At 72.4% G+C, this 16,207-nt stretch carries 15 protein-coding genes; 8 read left to right on the top strand and 7 right to left on the bottom strand.

Annotation, left to right across the window (positions count from 1 at the left end; translation table 11 throughout):
* Positions 1-137 precede the first annotated feature (137 nt).
* A complete protein-coding gene (locus tag V5P93_RS03010) occupies positions 138-524 on the top strand; it encodes a cold-shock protein (RefSeq protein ID WP_018682566.1) in 387 nt (128 codons plus the stop codon).
* Positions 525-531: 7 nt separating this feature from the next.
* Here V5P93_RS03010 and V5P93_RS03015 read toward each other — a convergent pair whose 3' ends face one another.
* The 3 genes from V5P93_RS03015 to V5P93_RS03025 form a co-directional block, all read right to left on the bottom strand.
* Positions 532-1,002 (bottom strand): DUF2771 family protein, encoded by a 471-nt coding sequence (locus V5P93_RS03015; protein ID WP_181043338.1) that lies wholly within the window; start codon positions 1,000-1,002, stop codon positions 532-534.
* 10 nt (positions 1,003-1,012) lie between these two features.
* A complete protein-coding gene (locus V5P93_RS03020; protein ID WP_104477520.1) occupies positions 1,013-2,908 on the bottom strand; it encodes an MFS transporter in 1,896 nt (631 codons plus the stop codon).
* A 75-nt stretch (positions 2,909-2,983) separates the two neighbouring features.
* Complete coding sequence (locus V5P93_RS03025) at positions 2,984-3,781, bottom strand: glutaminyl-peptide cyclotransferase (protein WP_104477518.1); 798 nt, start codon at positions 3,779-3,781, stop codon at positions 2,984-2,986.
* 58 nt (positions 3,782-3,839) lie between these two features.
* Here V5P93_RS03025 and V5P93_RS03030 point away from each other — a divergent pair, with 58 nt between their 5' ends.
* Positions 3,840-4,835, top strand: a complete 996-nt coding sequence (locus V5P93_RS03030) for a DUF3027 domain-containing protein (RefSeq protein WP_104477516.1) — start codon at positions 3,840-3,842, stop codon at positions 4,833-4,835.
* Positions 4,832-7,765 (top strand): sacsin N-terminal ATP-binding-like domain-containing protein, encoded by a 2,934-nt coding sequence (locus tag V5P93_RS03035; protein ID WP_104477514.1) that lies wholly within the window; start codon positions 4,832-4,834, stop codon positions 7,763-7,765. The genes V5P93_RS03030 and V5P93_RS03035 overlap by 4 nt, the downstream gene beginning before the upstream one ends.
* 84 nt (positions 7,766-7,849) lie before the next feature.
* Here the strand turns inward: V5P93_RS03035 and V5P93_RS03040 are convergent, their stop codons facing one another.
* Positions 7,850-8,125, bottom strand: coding sequence for a DUF2530 domain-containing protein (locus tag V5P93_RS03040; RefSeq protein ID WP_104477512.1), 276 nt, complete (start codon positions 8,123-8,125; stop codon positions 7,850-7,852).
* 17 nt (positions 8,126-8,142) lie between these two features.
* Between V5P93_RS03040 and V5P93_RS03045 the strand changes: the two genes are divergently transcribed.
* The gene (locus tag V5P93_RS03045) at positions 8,143-9,594 is read left to right on the top strand and encodes an NCS2 family permease (RefSeq protein WP_104477510.1); all 1,452 of its coding nucleotides are present in this window, start codon (positions 8,143-8,145) and stop codon (positions 9,592-9,594) included.
* 16 nt (positions 9,595-9,610) lie between these two features.
* Here the strand turns inward: V5P93_RS03045 and V5P93_RS03050 are convergent, their stop codons facing one another.
* Complete coding sequence (locus V5P93_RS03050; RefSeq protein WP_104477508.1) at positions 9,611-10,126, bottom strand: GNAT family N-acetyltransferase; 516 nt, start codon at positions 10,124-10,126, stop codon at positions 9,611-9,613.
* 86 nt (positions 10,127-10,212) lie between these two features.
* On the opposite strand from V5P93_RS03050, the gene V5P93_RS03055 reads away from it, so the two are divergent.
* Both V5P93_RS03055 and V5P93_RS03060 read left to right on the top strand, forming a co-directional pair.
* Positions 10,213-10,644: a MarR family winged helix-turn-helix transcriptional regulator gene (locus tag V5P93_RS03055; RefSeq protein ID WP_374065267.1), complete on the top strand. Its 432-nt coding sequence runs from the start codon at positions 10,213-10,215 to the stop codon at positions 10,642-10,644.
* Positions 10,645-10,758: 114 nt separating this feature from the next.
* Positions 10,759-12,021 carry an MFS transporter gene (locus V5P93_RS03060; protein ID WP_104477504.1) on the top strand — a complete coding sequence of 421 codons (1,263 nt, stop codon included), beginning with the start codon at positions 10,759-10,761 and terminating at the stop codon, positions 12,019-12,021.
* A gap of 291 nt (positions 12,022-12,312) precedes the next feature.
* On the opposite strand, the gene V5P93_RS03065 is transcribed toward V5P93_RS03060, so the two are convergent.
* Positions 12,313-12,948: a superoxide dismutase gene (locus tag V5P93_RS03065; RefSeq protein ID WP_104477502.1), complete on the bottom strand. Its 636-nt coding sequence runs from the start codon at positions 12,946-12,948 to the stop codon at positions 12,313-12,315.
* A gap of 92 nt (positions 12,949-13,040) precedes the next feature.
* Positions 13,041-14,534 carry a glutamate--cysteine ligase gene (locus V5P93_RS03070; protein ID WP_104477500.1) on the bottom strand — a complete coding sequence of 498 codons (1,494 nt, stop codon included), beginning with the start codon at positions 14,532-14,534 and terminating at the stop codon, positions 13,041-13,043.
* Between the two features lie 191 nt (positions 14,535-14,725).
* Between V5P93_RS03070 and V5P93_RS03075 the strand changes: the two genes are divergently transcribed.
* The gene (locus V5P93_RS03075; RefSeq protein ID WP_104477498.1) at positions 14,726-15,556 is read left to right on the top strand and encodes an RNA methyltransferase; all 831 of its coding nucleotides are present in this window, start codon (positions 14,726-14,728) and stop codon (positions 15,554-15,556) included.
* The gene (locus tag V5P93_RS03080; protein WP_104477496.1) at positions 15,534-16,154 is read left to right on the top strand and encodes a DUF2537 domain-containing protein; all 621 of its coding nucleotides are present in this window, start codon (positions 15,534-15,536) and stop codon (positions 16,152-16,154) included. The genes V5P93_RS03075 and V5P93_RS03080 overlap by 23 nt, the downstream gene beginning before the upstream one ends.
* The last annotated feature ends 53 nt before the right edge of the window (positions 16,155-16,207 follow it).

Raw genomic sequence — 16,207 nt, forward strand, 5'->3', positions numbered from 1 at the left:
ACTCAACTGCCGAGCCTCGGCGTGGCCTAGGCTTGGGGGACGCGTCCAGGGTGTGCGCCCGGGGCGCGTTCGCTTTGCGCGGGCGATGGGTCCGCGGCGCGCGGGGCGAGGCGACGACGTAGGGAACGGTGAGTGCTGTGCCGACCGGCAAGGTCAAGTGGTACGACTCGGAGAAGGGCTTCGGGTTCGTCACGCAGGACGGGGGCGAGGACGTCTACGTCCGCGCGTCCGCGCTGCCCGCGGGGGTGTCCGGGCTCAAGGCCGGGCAGCGCATCGAGTTCGGCGTCGCCGACGGGCGCCGGGGGCCGCAGGCGCTCTCGGTCCGGCTCGTGGACGCGCCGCCGTCGGTCGTCGAGGCCAGGCGCCGTCCCGCCGAGGAGCTGCACGGCCTGGTCGAGGACATGATCAAGATGCTGGAGTCCACCGTCCAGCCCGACCTGCAGCGCGGTCGCTACCCCGACCGCAAGGTCACCAAGCGGATCGCCGAGGTCGTCCGCGCGGTCGCCCGCGAGCTCGACCCGTAACCGGCGGCTACTTCTTCCGGTCCAGGTCCCCCTGTAGCACCCACATGCCCGTCGTCGCGGGCCGGTTCGCGTCGGGGAAGGCGACCTTCTGCACGATGACCATCAGCAGCGTGTCGTCGTCCGACGGCAGGTCGAGGGTGAACGCGTGCTGCTTGGCCTGCGGGAAGAAGAGCTTGCTGCTGCCGTCGATGATCCGGCCCTCGCCGTTGGCGTAGGAGAACGTCACGCCCCAGGGGCTCTCGGAGATCTCCGACGGCACCGAGATCTGCACCGTCTTGCCCATGCGCATGCGCAGCGAGCCGAAGACCGGGGTCTTGCAGCCGCGCAGCACACCGTCGGGGCAGTTCGCGTTCACCGGTCCGACGGAGACGCTGTTGCCGTCGGAGTAGAAGGTCACCTCGGGCTTCGGCGGCGGGGCGCACCCGGCCACCACCGCGACGGTGACGCAGGTCAGGGCTGCGGTGAGGACTCGGCGCACGGGGCTGACCCTACGTGTCCTCACCGGCCGGTCGCGCCGCGGGCCGCGCGGGGCCGAAGCGGCGCAGCGCGGCTGCCGCGCTCGCCGCGCCCTGCCCGCCGAACCCGGGGATGAGCGAGCCGCCGCCGCGAGTCACCAGCGTCTGCGCCAGACCGACCCCCAGCATGATCGACACCACCAGGAAGCCGACCCACCAGATCGGCGGCAGCAGCACGCCGACCGCGCCGCCGAACACCCAGCCCAACTGCAGCACGGTCTCCGAGCGCCCGAACGCCGACGCCCGGGATTCCTCCGGCAGCTCGTCCTGGATCACCGCGTCGAGGCTGTTCTTCGCCAGCGCGCTCGCCACCGCGCCGACCAGGCCGACGACGGTGGCCGCGAAGATGCCCGCGGTGATCGTCGCCACGACCGTCGCGGCCAGCGCGCCGATGACGCAGCCGAGCACGAGCTGCTCGTGGTTGCGGACGTGCACCCGCGCCCCGATCGCGTTGCCCGCGAAGCTGCCCAGCCCCGCCGCGCCCGCGATCAGGCCGAGCAGCAGCAGCTGCTGGAACGGCTCGGCCTCGTTCTGCGCGCGCACGGCGAACGCGGCGAACATCATCAGGAACCCGGTGAGCACCCGGATCGTGCCGTTGCCCCACAGCGACACCACCACGTGCCTGCCCATGGGTCTGCGCTTGTTCGCCGTGGGCAGCGGCATCCGGGCGCTGATCGACGCGGGCACCTCGCCCTCGGTGACCTCCACCCAGGCGGGGATCTTCAACGCCTGCACGGCACCGACGCCGCAGATCAGGACCGTGAACCACAGGGCGCCGGGCGAGCCGAAGATGTTGGCGAACAACGCGGCGACACCACCCGCCGCGGCACCGGCCCCCAGGCCGAACACCGTCAACCGGGCGTTGGTCTTGGCCAGCGTGGTCTCCGGCGGCAGCACCCTCGGGGTGATCGCCGCCTTGAGCACGGTGAACGACTTGGACAGCACCATTTTCCCGAGCGCGGCCGGGTAGAGCATCCAGTCGTCGAAGTGCATCGCCATGATCAGGCACATCAGCGCCTGCCCGGCCGACGCCGCGCACATCGCCAGCCGCCTGCCGCGCTGGAGGCGGTCGAGCATCGGGCCGATGACCGGCGCCAGCAGCGCGAACGGGGCCACGGTGATCAGCAGGTAGAGCGCGACCTTGCCCTTGCTCTCGCCGCTGGCCGCGGAGAAGAACAGGGTGTTCGCCAGCGCCACGGCCATCGCCGCGTCACCGGCGTAGTTGAGCATCGTGGCGTAGGTCAGCGAGGTCAGGCCGGACTTGTCGGCGCCGTCGGCGTTCGCGGCCCTGCGGAACGCGGTCATCGCCTGGCTGGTCAGCTGCTTGCTGCGCAGCGCGGCCACGCGGGTGACGGTCAGCTTCTTCGGGTAGCGCGGCGGGGGCGGCTCGTCGCCCCGGTAGCGGTCGACCTCGGTCCGCTCGTGGCGGTCGCCCTCCTCGGGGTCACGACGGCGGTCGTAGCGGTCGTCGTACCGGTCTTCGCGCCTGTCGTCGCGGCGGTCTTCGTAGTAGCGGTCGTCGCGGCGGCGGTCGTCGTACCCGGTGCCGCTCCTGCGGGACTGGTCGTACGGGTGGTCGTCGTACTGGCCCCGGCCGTAGCGCTCGGGGTCTTGGTCGCCGTAGGTCTCGTAGCGCGACTCGGCGGGTTCCGCCATCCGCCTCGTCGTGGCGCGCGGCGGCGGCAGCGGGTCCGGCCTGCGGGGCGCGTGCGGGGGCACCGGGTTCTGCCGGGGGATCCCCTTGGTCGGCGGCTCCGGCTCCCGCCAGCTCGGCTGCTGGACGTTCGCCCAGCCCCGCTTCGCCTTGCGGCCCGAACGGCGGCCGGAGGGCGGCTGATCTGCGGGGTTGTTGCGAATCACGTCGTCCATCCTGCCGTACCCGGTGGCTGTCCGGGGGATCAAGCGGTCGTTGTTCCGACGTCGCCGGGGCTTGTCAGGTTTCTGTCACCGGGCGGCCGGGTCGAATCTGATCCGGAACAGGCGGGGCCACAGCTTGCCGGTCACGAGGAACTCATCGGTGCCGGGCACGGCGGCGATACCGTTGAGTACGTCCGCGTTCGCGCGTTCATCCGGTCGCAGTAGCCCGCTCAGGTCGGCCTCGGCCGTCACCGCGCCGGTGGCGGGGTCGATCCGCACGATCCGGTCGGTCTGCCAGACGTTGGCGTAGACCGCGCCGCCCGCGCACTCCAGCTCGTTGAGGTTGCGCACCGGGCCGTTGGCGTCGTGCACCCGCACGTCACCGACCTCGGCGAAGGTGCCCGGGTCGCGGAAGGCGAGCCGGTCGGTGCCGTCGCTCATGACCAACCGGCCACCGTCGTGGCACAGGCCCCAACCTTCACCCGTATAGGTGACTCGTCGGCGTTCGGCGAGGGTCGCCCGGTCGCGCTCGACGGCCACGCCGTCGCGCCAGGTGATCTGCCAGATCCGGTCGCCGACGACGGTGATGCCCTCGCCGAACATCTCGGCGGGCAGGTCGACGCTGCTCTGCACCGCCCCCGTGGCCGGGTCGACCGCGCGCACCTGCGACTTGCCCACCAGGCCCGTGCCCTCGTAGAGCACGCCGTCGGCCAGTTCGAGGCCCTGGGTGAAGGCGCCCTTGTCGTGCGAGACCTCGCCGAGGACCCGCGGCGTCAGCACGGTTGCGCCCGCTGCCGGTGCGGGTGTGGGAGAAGCGGAGGAACAACCCGCGGCCAAGCAGCCGAGCACGGCGGTGGTGATCGAGGCGATCGAGCGGGCGCGCACCCCACAAGCGTGACACGGCTGTGTGAGCCGTAGCGGCCGTGGGGCACAATCAGCCGTGATGACCTCGACGCCTGCACCAGAAGCCGCGACCGACCCCGCGCTGATCGCCGCGGTCGAGTTCGCGCGGGCCGCCGCACGGGAGCAGGCCGGGACCGAGGTCGGCGCGCACGTCGAGGTGCGCGCCGAGGACTCGGCTTCGGCGACGCACCTGTTCGAGGCGGACAAGACCGGTTACCGCGGTTGGCGGTGGGCGGTGACCGTCGCCGTGTCCGCACCGGACACGGACGTGACCGTGAGCGAGGTCGTGCTGCTGCCCGGCCCGGACGCCCTGGTCGCCCCGCCGTGGGTGCCCTGGCAGGACCGGGTCCGCGCGGGCGACCTCGGCGTCGGCGACCTGCTGCCGACCGCCCCGGACGACCCGCGCCTGGTACCCGCGTACCTCGAGTCCGACGACCCGGAGGTCGAGGAGCTGGCCATGGAGGTGGGGCTCGGCCGCGTGCGCGTGCTGTCCCGCTTCGGCCGCCTCGACGCCGCCGACCGCTGGCAGACCGGCGAGTTCGGACCCGGCTCCGACATGGCCCGCGGCGCCCCCGCGGCCTGCGGCACGTGCGGCTTCTACCTGCCGGTGGCGGGTGCGGTCGGCGCGGCGTTCGGCGTCTGCGGGAACGAGCTGGCCCCGGCTGACGGGCGGGCCGTGCACGCCGGGTACGGCTGCGGCGCGCACTCGGAGGCCGAGGTCGAGCAGATCTCGCCGGTCCTGGTCGCCGACCTGATCTACGACGACGCCCAGCTCGACGTCGAGGCCACACCGCTGCCCGAGCCGGTCGAGGGCGGTCGGTCCGACGACTCGCTCGCTACCGAGGCCGACGGCCCGGCGTCGGTGGCCGCCGAAGCCGATGAGCCCGCCGCCGACGAGCCGCAGTCCGCGGTCGTCGCGGAGACCGAGCCCGACGAGGTGATCGAGGCCGCGGCGGACCAGGCCGAGGACGCGCTGGTGCAGGCTGAGCTGGCCGACGAGCCGTCGGGTCAGCCCGAGTCCGACCAGCGCGGGTGAGCGCGCCGACCGACCCGTTCGGCACCGCGGCCCTGCGCGCCGCCGTGCTGGGCGCGTGGGCCACCTCGCCCACCCGGTTCCGCGAGGACGCCAACGCCGAGGAAGACCTCTACCTCGGTGGCTACCGCGACCGGCTGCTGGTCGAGCTGGCGCAGAACGCCGCCGACGCGGCCGACGGCGCCGGTACCCTCCGACTCTCCCTTGTGGACGGTGAGCTGCGGGCGGCGAACACCGGTCGGCCGCTCGACGCCGACGGCGTCGCCGCGCTCGCCTCGTTACGCGCGTCGGCGAAGAACCCGGCCCAGGGCGTCGGCCAGTTCGGCGTCGGCTTCTCCGCCGTGCTCGCGGTCACCGACGCGCCGTCCGTGCTCTCCCGCGCGGGCGGTGTCGCGTTCTCGGCCGAGCGGACCCGCGCGGCCATCGCCGAGCACCCCGACCTGGCGGCCCGCGCCGCCGAGCGCGGTGGGCGCGTGCCGGTGCTGCGCGTGGTGTGGCCCGCGGACGGTGACGTGCCGGACGGGTTCGCCACCGAGGTCCGGCTGCCGCTGCGCGACGGTGTCGACGGTGCCGCCCTGCTCGCCGACTTCGCGGGGCAAGCCGCCGACCTGCTGCTGGCGCTGCCCGGGCTGGAGCGCATCGAGATCGGCGCGGACGCGTGGTGGCGGGTCGGCGACGGCGCCCGCGTGCACATCCACGGGCCGGACGGTGTCGTGTCGTGGCTGGTGCACCGGGTCGCGGGCGTGCTGCCGGAAGACCTGGTGGAGAGCCTGGGCGTCGAGGCCCGGGAACGGCCGCAGTGGACGGTGTGCTGGGCGGTGCGGGTGGACGCGGACGGCGTCCCGCTGCCGCTGGGCGACGACGTCCTGCACGCGCCGACCCCCACCGACGAACGGCTTTCGCTGCCCGCCCGGCTGGTCGCCACGCTGCCGATCGAGCCGTCGCGGCGCAGGCTGCACCCCGGTCCCGCCGCCGACGCCGTGCTCGCCGAGGCCGCGCGCGCGTACCCGGCCCTGGTCGACCTGACCGCCGCGGAGCACCGCACGGCGCTGGTCCCGCTGGTCGGTTTCCCACTGTCCGAAGTGGACGAGAAGCTGCGCGAGCTGCTGCTGTCCGCGCTGCGCCGCGCGCCGTGGCTGGCCGCCGCCGACGGCACCGGTGATCTCACCCCGGCCCGCGCGCACGTGCTCGACGTGAGTGCCGACGGCTTGGCGGAACTGCTGTCCGAGGTCGTCGCCGACCTCGCGGCGGGCTACCTCTCGGAGCAGCGGCACACGGCCGCGCTCGCCGCGCTGGACGTGCCCCGGCTGCGGCCCGCCGACGTGGTGGAGACGATCACCGGACGGGCTCGTCCACCCGAGTGGTGGCACCGGCTCTACACCGCGCTCGCCCCCGTGATCGAGACCGATGGCACCGCCCGGATGGAGCTGGGTGGTCTGCCGGTCCCGCTGGCCGACGGCCGCACGCTGCCGGGACCGGCCGGTGTCGTGCTGGTCGAGGACGCGGAGCTGCTGGAACTGCTGGGGCAGGCCGAGGTCGGCGTGCTGCCGGTCGTGCACGCGGAGGCCGCGCACCCGGTGCTGGAGCGCTTGGGCGCCCACCGCGGCGGTCCGGCCGACCTGCTCGACGCGGGTGGGTTGCAGGACGCGGTCGAGCGCAGCCTGGACGACGTCGAGTCCGGTGTGGACATTCACGGGCTGATCTCCGTGGTGCTGCGCCTGGTTCGCGACGCGGGTGTGCGGACCGGTGATCGCCCGTGGCTGGGTGCGTTGGCGCTCGAGGACTCCGTCGGCGACTGGCGGCGCGCGGACGAGCTGGCGCTGCCCGGTTCGCCGCTGCTCGACATCCTCGACGAGGACGCGCCCGTCGGCGTGCTGTCGGACGAGGTCGCCGCCGAGTGGCCGGACCACGTGCTGGCCGCCGTCGGTGTGCTCGACGCCTTCGCGCTGGTCGTCGACGAGGCCCCGGCTGGCCCCGACCACGCGCTGGCCGACGAGGTCGTCTGGTGGGACGCCCGCCCCGAGCCGCCCGCCCGGGTCCTGGCCGTGCGCGACCTCGACCTGGTCACCGACGACGCGTGGCCGCGGGCGCTGAACCTGCTCGCCGCCGAACCCGACACCTGGCGCGCCCTGCTTGAGCCCGATGGTTACACGGGTTGGTGGATCGCCCGCAACGCCGTCCTCGCGGGCGCCGCCCCCGGCGACTGGCGCCTGGCGGAGGCCGACGAACTCGAGGGCCTCTACGACGTCATCCCCGACATCGGCGTCGACCCCCGGGTGCTGGCCGCCATCGGCGTCCGCTCCACCCTGCGCGTCGACAACGCGGACGACGCGGAAGACCTGCTGGTCCGCCTGGGCGACCAGGACCGCGCGCTGCCCCCCGGTGCCATCCTGCGCACCCACGCGGCCTTGGCCGAGGCGGTGGTCGACGAACTCTTCGACCCCGCCGACGTCCGCCTGCCGGAGACGACCCGCACCCTCGCGGGCACGGTCGCCACCGACTGCCTGGTACTGGACGCCCCCTGGCCGCTGGCGGTGCTGAGCGAAACCCAGGTCGTGTCGGCGGGCCCGGACTTCGCCCTCGCCGAGCCCCTTGCGGAGCTGCTCGACCTCCCCCTGGCCACCGAGGAGCTGGACGAGGAGATCACCTCGGCCGCGGAGCCGGTCCCGTGGTCGGAGCTGGGCGCCGTGGCCGCCGCCTGCGAACTCCTGGACGTCCCCACGCCCCTGGGCAGCCTCCTCGTCCACGAAAAGCTGATGATCCACACCCCCACCGGCACCCACAACGTCCCGTGGTGGGTCCAGGACGGCGTGGTCCACTGCGAGGACACCCCGGAGGCCCTGGCCCGAGCACTGGCCTGGACCACCGACCGCTGGACCGACCGCCACCTCTTCACGGCGCTGATCGAGGAACCCGCCCACTACCTCACCTGAGTGCCCCAACGAGGCCGGTGTGGCTGCCGGTTGCGTGCGCGACCGACACTCCACAGTGGACATCGCGTTGCCGCTCGCCCCCGACTAGTCCATCTTCTGCGCGCCGCGCGAGCCCCGGCGGACGGCCTTGCGCTGCCAAACCATGACGAGTGCACCTACGATCCCCAGTGCGGCTCCGGAGATCGCCGTCCACAGCCAGATGGGCGGGGTTTTGCCGAAGCCGTAGTGGGCAATGCCCAGCACAACGGCGGCCAGGGCCCACAGCCCGGTGCCGCCGTAGACGATGGGGGCCATGGCCAGCAGCCGCGCGGGTAGGGGCGGTGTGGGGCGCGGGTCGGGGGTCTTCGCTGGTCCAGCCATGTTCGGGAGGCTACGCCATGGACAAGCCAACCTCGGCCGTCGACCGGTTCTTCCGGATCAGCGAGCGCGGGTCGACGACGGGCCGGGAGGTGCGCGGCGGCCTGGTCACCTTCGTGACCATGGCCTACATCGTGGTCCTCAACCCGCTGATCATCGGCAGCTTCGCCGCGGACGACCGCGGCGCGCACCGGGACCTGCTCGGCGGCGTCCTCCCGGTCGACCAGGTAGCGGCGGTGACCGCGCTGGTCGCGGGGGTGATGACCATCCTCTTCGGCCTGCTCACCAACCTGCCGTTCGCGCTGGCCACCGGGCTGGGCATCAACACCCTGGTCGCGGTCACCATCGCACCGCAGATGACCTGGCCGGAGGCGATGGGCCTGGTCGTGGTCAACGGCATCGTGGTGCTGCTGCTCGTCGTGACCGGCGTGCGCAAAGCCGTGTTCGACGCGGTCCCGGCGCCGCTGAAGTCGGCGATCGCGGTCGGCATCGGCCTGTTCATCAGCCTCATCGGACTGGTCGACGCCGGGTTCGTCCGGCGCGTCCCGGACGTCGCGGGCACCACGGTCCCGGTCAGCCTGGGCATCGACGGGTCCATCGCGTCCTGGCCGACGCTGGTGTTCGTCGTCGGACTGCTGGTCACCGGCATCCTGGTGGCCAAGCGGGTGCGCGGCGCGATCCTGATCGGCGTGCTGTCCGGCACGGTGCTGTCGATCGTGCTGGAGGCGGTCGCGCACGCGGGCCGCTCGGCGGGCGTCAACCCCAAGGGCTGGAACCTCGGCTACCCGGCGCTGCCCGACCAGGTCTTCGCCCTGCCCGACCTCTCCCTGGTCGGCGACGTCTCCTTCGGCGCGTGGTGGCGGGTGCCCGCGATCACCGCGGCGCTGCTGGTGTTCACCCTGGTGCTGACCGACTTCTTCGACACCATCGGCACCATGACCGGCCTCGGCCGGGAAGCCGACCTGATCGACAAGAACGGCGACCTGCCCGGCACCAGCCGAGCCCTGTTCGTCGACGGCCTCGGCGCCGTCGCGGGCGGTGCGGCGTCGTCGAGTTCGAACACCGTCTACATCGAGTCGGCGGCGGGCATCGCCGAGGGCGCGCGCACCGGGCTGGCGAACGTGGTCACCGGGCTGCTGTTCATCGCCGCGATGTTCTTCACCCCGCTCTACCAGGTCGTCCCGATCGAGGCGGCGGCCCCGGCGCTGGTGGTCGTCGGGGCGATGATGATGACCCAGATCCGCGATGTCGACTTCACCGACTTCACCATCGCCCTCCCCGCCTTCCTGACCATCGTGGTCATGCCCTTCACCTACTCCATCGCCAACGGCATCGGCGCGGGCTTCGTCACGTACGTGGTCCTGCGCGTGGTCACCCGCCGCGCCCGCGAGATCCACCCGCTGATGTGGGTGGTGGCGGCCGCGTTCGTCGTCTACTTCGCCATGGGCCCCCTGCGCGCGGCCATCGCCTGACCGACCCCTTGCCGCGTCACAAGTCGATGGTGAAGCGGCGGATGGGGATCGGGGGGTTCTCGTCGTGGTCGGACGTGTCCTCGGTGCGGGTCCATCCCTTGTGGACGTAGAAGTCGATGCCGAGGGTGTTGCCGTCGGCGACCCAGAGGTACGCCTCGGCGTAGCCGAGGGTGCGCAACTCCGCCAGCAATCGGTCGTGCAGCAGGCTGCCGATTCCCGTACCCCAGCGGTCCGGGTGGACGTAGAGCAGGTTGACCTCACCTGTGTCCGCGGGCCCCGGTTCGCGCGGCGGACCGGCCGCGCCGACGCCGACGATCTCGCCGTCGGACTCCGCGACGAACGCCCTGGTCTCCGTCGGCGTTGTGACGATCGTCTCCCACCGGCGCGACGACGTGCGCACGGACAGGGCGGCCAGCCGGTCCTCGGGCATGATCCCCGCGTACGCGCGGCGCCAGGCCGCGACGTGGACGCGGGCGATCCCGGCGCCGTCACCAGCGCGGACGCGGCGGACCACGTGCGGAGATCGACTCATGGCTCCACGATAGCCGTGGCCCGTACGGTGTGATGTCCGCGTAAGTTCGTGGATAACCGACCTTTTACTGAGGTATGCTAACGAATGTGTCGGAGTCAGCTGAGCGCGCGCTAACCAGCCGGTTGCGGTTGGCGGTCGTGCGGCTCAACCGCAGGCTCCGCGCCCAGCGCACCAACTCCGCGGTCACCCTGACGCAGATCTCGGCGCTGTCCTGCCTGCACAAGTGCGGGCCGCTGACGCCGGGGGAGTTGGCCGCCAAGGAAGGCGTGCAGCCGCCGTCGATGACGCGGATCATCGGCGCGCTGGAGGAACTGGGGTACGCCAGCCGCTCGCCGCACCCCAGCGACGGGCGGCAGGCCATCGTGGCGCTGACCGACGCGGGCCAGGCCTACATCGAGGCCGACATCTCCGCGCGCGAGGCGTGGCTGGACAGACGACTGGCGGAACTGGACGACGGGGAGCGGGCGATCCTCGCCCAGGCCGCCGACATCATCGACAGGATGGCGGGGAACCAATAGGTGCGGGCACAAGCGGGTGGTACCCGAGAGGAACGGACCGACCAAGCGATCTCGACACCCCTGCCGCCGCCGCACAGACCCACCCTGGAGTCCACTCCAGACCCCGAGCCGGGCATGTTCGCCTCGCTGCGGGTGCCCAACTACCGGCTGTTCGCGAGCGGGCAACTGGTGTCCAATGTGGGCACCTGGATGCAGCGCATCGCCCAGGACTGGCTGGTCCTGGTGCTCACCGACAACAACCCGGTGGCACTGGGCGTCGCGGCGGCGCTGCAGTTCCTGCCGACGCTGATGTTCTCGCTGTGGGCGGGGGTGCTGGCGGACCGGCTGGAGAAGCGCAGGCTGCTGGTCGGGGTGCAGTGCGGCCTGGTGGCCTGCGCGCTGGTGCTGGGGCTGCTGGACGTGACGGGTCTGGTGCAGGTGTGGCACGTGTACGTGCTGTGCTTCGTGCTCGGCGCGTTCGCGGCGGTCGAGGTGCCGGTGCGGCAGTCGTTCGTCGCGGAGATCGTCGGCCGCGCCCAGGTGGCGAACGCGGTCGCGATCAACTCGACCAGCTTCAACGTGGCCCGGATCGTCGGGCCGGCGATCGCGGGCGTGCTGATCACGGTGATCGGCACCGGGTGGCTGTTCCTGGGCAACGCCCTGCTGACCGTGGGGGTGATCACCGGGCTGCTGCTGATGGACCCGGCCAAGCTCATCCCCGGGCCGAAGGTGCCGCGCAAGAAGGGGCAGCTCGTCGAGGGCCTGCGCTACGTGCGCAAGCGCGCCGACATCCTGACCGTGATGGTGCTGGTGTTCTTCGTCAGCACGTTCGGCATGACCTTCTTCGTGACCCTGGCGGTCGTGGCCGCGACGGTCTTCCACCGCGACGCCGACGGGTACGGGCTGCTGTCGACCACCCTGGCCGTCGGCACCCTGATGGGCGCGCTGTGGGCGGTGCGCCGCAGTTCCCGGGGCAAGCCCCGCACCCGACTGCTGCTCGGGTCGGCGTTCGCGTTCGGGGTGCTGGAGGTGGTGGTCGGGCTGATGCCGTCGTACGCCAGCTTCGCCATCGCACTGATCCCGGTCGGGCTGTGCCTGATGACCTTCATGACCACGGCGAACTCGACCGTCCAGCTGGCGGTGGCCCCGGAGATGCGGGGTCGCGTCATGGGGCTGTACATGCTGGTCTTCGTCGGCGGCAACCCGCTGGGCGCGCCGATGGTGGGGTGGATGGCGGACCAGTGGGGCGCCAGGTCCCCGTTCGTCGTCGGGGGTGCCATCGCGGCGTTGACGGCGGTGGTCTGCGGGGCGGTGCTGTTGCGTCGCGGGGGAGTGGAGTTGCCGGTGACCGGGTGGGGGAGATTGCTGTTGCGGCGGCCTGGGAGACGGGCCAGGTGATCAAGGCCCCGGCTTCGGCCGGGGCCTTTTTCGGGCGTTCACCAGGGGGAGTCTGCTCGGGACGCATCCGCTCTTGCCCTGGCAAAGAGGTTAGGCTAACCTAACTCTCGTCCGCTTCGTGGTGGGAGCGGCAGTCAGTTCGGGAACAGTGAGACCCCCGCTCCAAGCGTCCGGAGCGGGGGTCTCGCGCATCCGGGCGCGAATGCGACGGGTCCCCGCACCGGAGCGGACTCCGTGCGGGGACCCGAAAAACCGGCGGGGGAGCTTGTCGGAGCATCTCGCCGGGGCTTGTCAGGCCTGGGGGGCCGGGGGGCGGAGGCCGTTGACGCCCGCGCGGGCGGCGTCGAAGCGGGCGGTGACGTCCGCCCAGTCGACGAGGTTCCACAGTCGGTCGATGTAGTCGGTCTTCACGTTCTTGTACTGCAAGTAGTACGCGTGCTCCCACGTGTCGAACACCAGCAGCGGCGTGGTCGCGATCGACAGGTTCGAGTGGTGGTCCTTCAGCTGCTGCGTGATCAGCCGCTCGCCGACGGGGTCCCAGGCGAGGATGCCCCAGCCGGAACCCTGGATCGTGGCCGAGACCGCGTTGAGCTGGGCGCGGAGGTTGTCGAACGAGCCGAAGTGCTCGTCCACCGCGGCCGCCAGCTCGCCGGTCGGCTTGTCGCCGCCGTCGGGGCTGAGGTTCTTCCACCACTGCGCGTGCAGCGTGTGGCCCGCGAGGTTGAACGCCAGGGTGGTCTCCAGGCCGACGATGGCGGAGAAGTCGCCCTTGTCGCGGGCGGCGGCGATCTTCTCCAGCGTGTCGTTGGTGCCCTTGACGTAGGCCGCGTGGTGCTTGCTGTGGTGGAGCTCGTTGATGTCGCCGATGATCACCGGCTCGAGCTGGCCGTAGTCGTAGTCGAGGTCGGGAAGGACGTAGGGAGCCACGTGCTCTCCTTGGAACGTTGGTGCCAGTCGGTGCTAATTGCAACCTACTCGCAACTGCCACGATGTGCCGACAAGGGTCCACCCAGCGGGACCTACACCGGCCAGGTGTGCACCGGGTCGCCCGCCTCGCTCAGCTCGATGTACCTGCGCAGCATCGTCACCAGCGCCGCGTCCCGGTCCACCCCGTGCGCCTCCAGGTCGGCGACCGTGTCCCGCTGCCAGCTCGACCCGGTCCGCCGGGCCAGGCAGCGCCGTTCGATCACGCCGAGGTAGCGCTCGCGGGACTGGTCGGACACGCCGCAGTCGCGCAGGCCCTCGTGGGCCATCGGCAGCAGGCGGCGCAGCACCAGCTCGTCCGGGGGGATCCACCCGATGCCGGGCCAGTACAGCTGCGCGTCGAACGCGTGCCGGGCGCCCGCCTGGAGGTTCTCCTCGGCCGCCTGGAACGACATCCTGGTCCACAGTGGACGCTCTTCGGCGGTCAGCGCGCGTTGCGCGCCGTAGAAGAACGCCGCGTTCGCGATCAGGTCGACCACGGTCGGTCCGGCGGGCAGCACGCGGTTCTCCACGCGCAGGTGCGGCACGTCGTCGGTGACGTCGTAGACCGGGCGGTTCCACCGCCAGATGGTCCCGTTGTGCAGCCGCAGTTCGGCCAGGCGCGGGGCGCGGCCGGATTCCAGCGCCTCGAACGGGTCCTCGTCGTCCATCTCGGGCAGCAGGCCGGGGAAGTAGCGCACGTTCTCCTCGAACAGGTCGAAGATCGAGGTGATCCACCGCTCGCCGAACCACACCCGCGGCCGCACGCCCTGGTTCATCAGCTCCTGCGGCCGGGTGTCGGTGGCCTGCAGGAACAGCGGGATGCGGGTCTCGTGCCAGAGCGCCTTGCGCAGCAGGAACGGCGAGTTGGCCGCGATCGCCACCTGCACGCCCGCCAGGCACTGCGCGGCGTTCCAGTTGGCGGCGAAGCGCTCCGGCGGCACCTGGAGGTGCAGCTGCGCGGACGTGCACGCCGACTCGGCCAGGATCGAGTCCTGCAGGCACCGCAACCGGTCGGCGCGCTGGCCGGGCAGCGCCGTGCCCTCCATGTGCAGCAGCAGTTCCTCGCCCCGGCTGGCGAAGATCTGGTCGTTGAGCCGGTGGTAGCGCGGGTTCTGGGTCAGCCAGCGGATGTCGAAGTGCTCGCGGCGCAGCGTGGGCAGCGCGCCGATCATGACCAGGGTGGCGCCCGCGTCCTGCGCCTTGTGCCCGGCCAGCGCGAGCGACTGGCGCAGCTCGGACTCCAGCTCGGTGGACTCCGAGTCGCGCAGGAACCGGGGCCGCACGTTGAGTTCCAGGTTGTGCTGGCCCAATTCGGTCGTGTAGCAGGGGTCGTCGATCTTCTCCAGGACCGTGTGGTTGAGCATGGCGGGCCGCAGCGCGTCGTCGACCAGGTTCAGCTCGATCTCGAGGCCCATCCTCGGGTGCTCGTCGGCGAATCCGCCTTCGGCCAGCATCCGCTCCAGCGCGTCCAGGCACCGCCGCACCTTCTGGCGGTAGCGCTGCCGGTCTTCTCGGCTGAAAGCGTCGGTTCGTACGTCCTGCCCCATGCCGCCCTCCCGTCTGGCCGGATCGGCGTCCGGCACACGCGCGGGGAGCCAACATTCGCACAGCGGACACGGCCGGGCTAGCGGCCAAATTGGTGCCGTGCGTTATGAAGGCGTTACACAGAGCGAGCGTTCGGGGAAGAAGTCGCGCGGGACAACGTCACCGTTACACCCCGGCGTGCGAGACTGCCCCGGTGGCGCAGGTGATCGAGGTGACCGACCCGGCGGACCCGCGGCTCGACGACTTCCGGGACCTGTCGACCGCCGACCGCCGACCCGACCGACCGGGCGGTCGCGGCCTGGTCATCGCCGAGGGCGTGGTCGTCGTGCAGCGGCTGCTCGCCTCCCCGTACCCGGTGCGCGCCCTGCTCGGCGTGCGCCGCCGGATCGACGCGCTGGCCCCGGAACTGGCCGCGCTGGATGTGCCCGCGTACGTCGCGAGCGCCGACGTGATGGCCGAGACCGTGGGTTTTCACCTCAACCGCGGGGTTCTGGCCGCCGCCGACCGGGCACCCGCGCCCGACCCCGTTCACCTGATCGAGCGAGTCCGGACGGTGGCCGTGCTCGAGGGCGTCGGCGACCACGAGAACCTGGGCGCGCTGTTCCGCAACGCCGCCGCGCTCGGCGTGGACGCCGTGCTGCTCGGCCCGGGGTGCAGCGACCCGCTGTACCGGCGCAGCGTCCGGGTGTCCATGGGGCACGTGCTCGCGGTGCCGTTCGCGCCGCTGGAGCCGTGGCCCGACGGGCTCAAGTGGTTGCGCGACAGCGGCTTCCGCGTGCTCGCCCTGACCCCCGCCGCGGACTCCGTCGCGCTGGCCGACGCGGTCGACGCGCACGAGCGGGTGGCCGTGCTGCTCGGCTCCGAGGGGCCCGGGCTCACCCCCGAGGCCATCGCCGCCGCTGACACCGCCGTGCGCATCCCGATGGCGCGCGGCGTCGACTCGCTCAACGTCGCCACCGCGGCGGCGGTCACCTTCTACGCGCTCGGCGAAAGGGGCAGCGGTGGAACTGCGCGCCAAGGGTGAGCGGGCCGTCCTCGTCGGCGACGACGGCACCGGCGCCCGCGAGGTCGACGTCGACAGCCTGGCCCTGGGCGGTGAGCTGACCGCGGCGCTGCACGAGTGGGCCAAGGTCGTGCACGCCGTCCGCCGCTCCGTGCCCGCGGGCGCGCCGGACCCCGAACCCGAGTCGGGCGACTCCGCCACCGCGGTCGTGTCCCGCCGGGGCCACCAGCTCGCCGAGCGCGTCGCGGCCGTCATGGGCGCCCCCGTCCGCTATGAGGATCCCCTGTCCGGAGAGGTGTCGATCGTGGAACCACCCGTTGCCGCAGAGGCCGAGCCCGCCACCGCCGCCGAGCCCGCGGAGCCGACGCCGTGGGGGACCGGCCTGCTGGTCGCGGGCTTCTCCCTGGCCCTGGTCCTGTTCGCCGTGCTCACCCTGGCGATCACCCTCTACGAGACCAACCCGCTGCTGGCGCTGCTGTCCAACGCGGTGATCAGCGGTGGTCTGCTCCCGTCGGTCTGGCTGGCCCGGAACGTGCCGACCTGGCGCTGGGTGGCGGTCGGCGTCGCGGCGGGCATCGCCCTGGGCTGGCTCGCGCTGCCGTTCATCGTCTTCGGCTGACCCCGCCCGGCCCCGCTCGGGGAAACTCGCGTGCTTTCGGCGCGGGGTGCTCG

The sequence above is a fragment of the Actinokineospora auranticolor genome (genome assembly GCF_041897805.1).
GTDB classification, from domain to species: Bacteria; Actinomycetota; Actinomycetes; order Mycobacteriales; family Pseudonocardiaceae; genus Actinokineospora; species Actinokineospora auranticolor.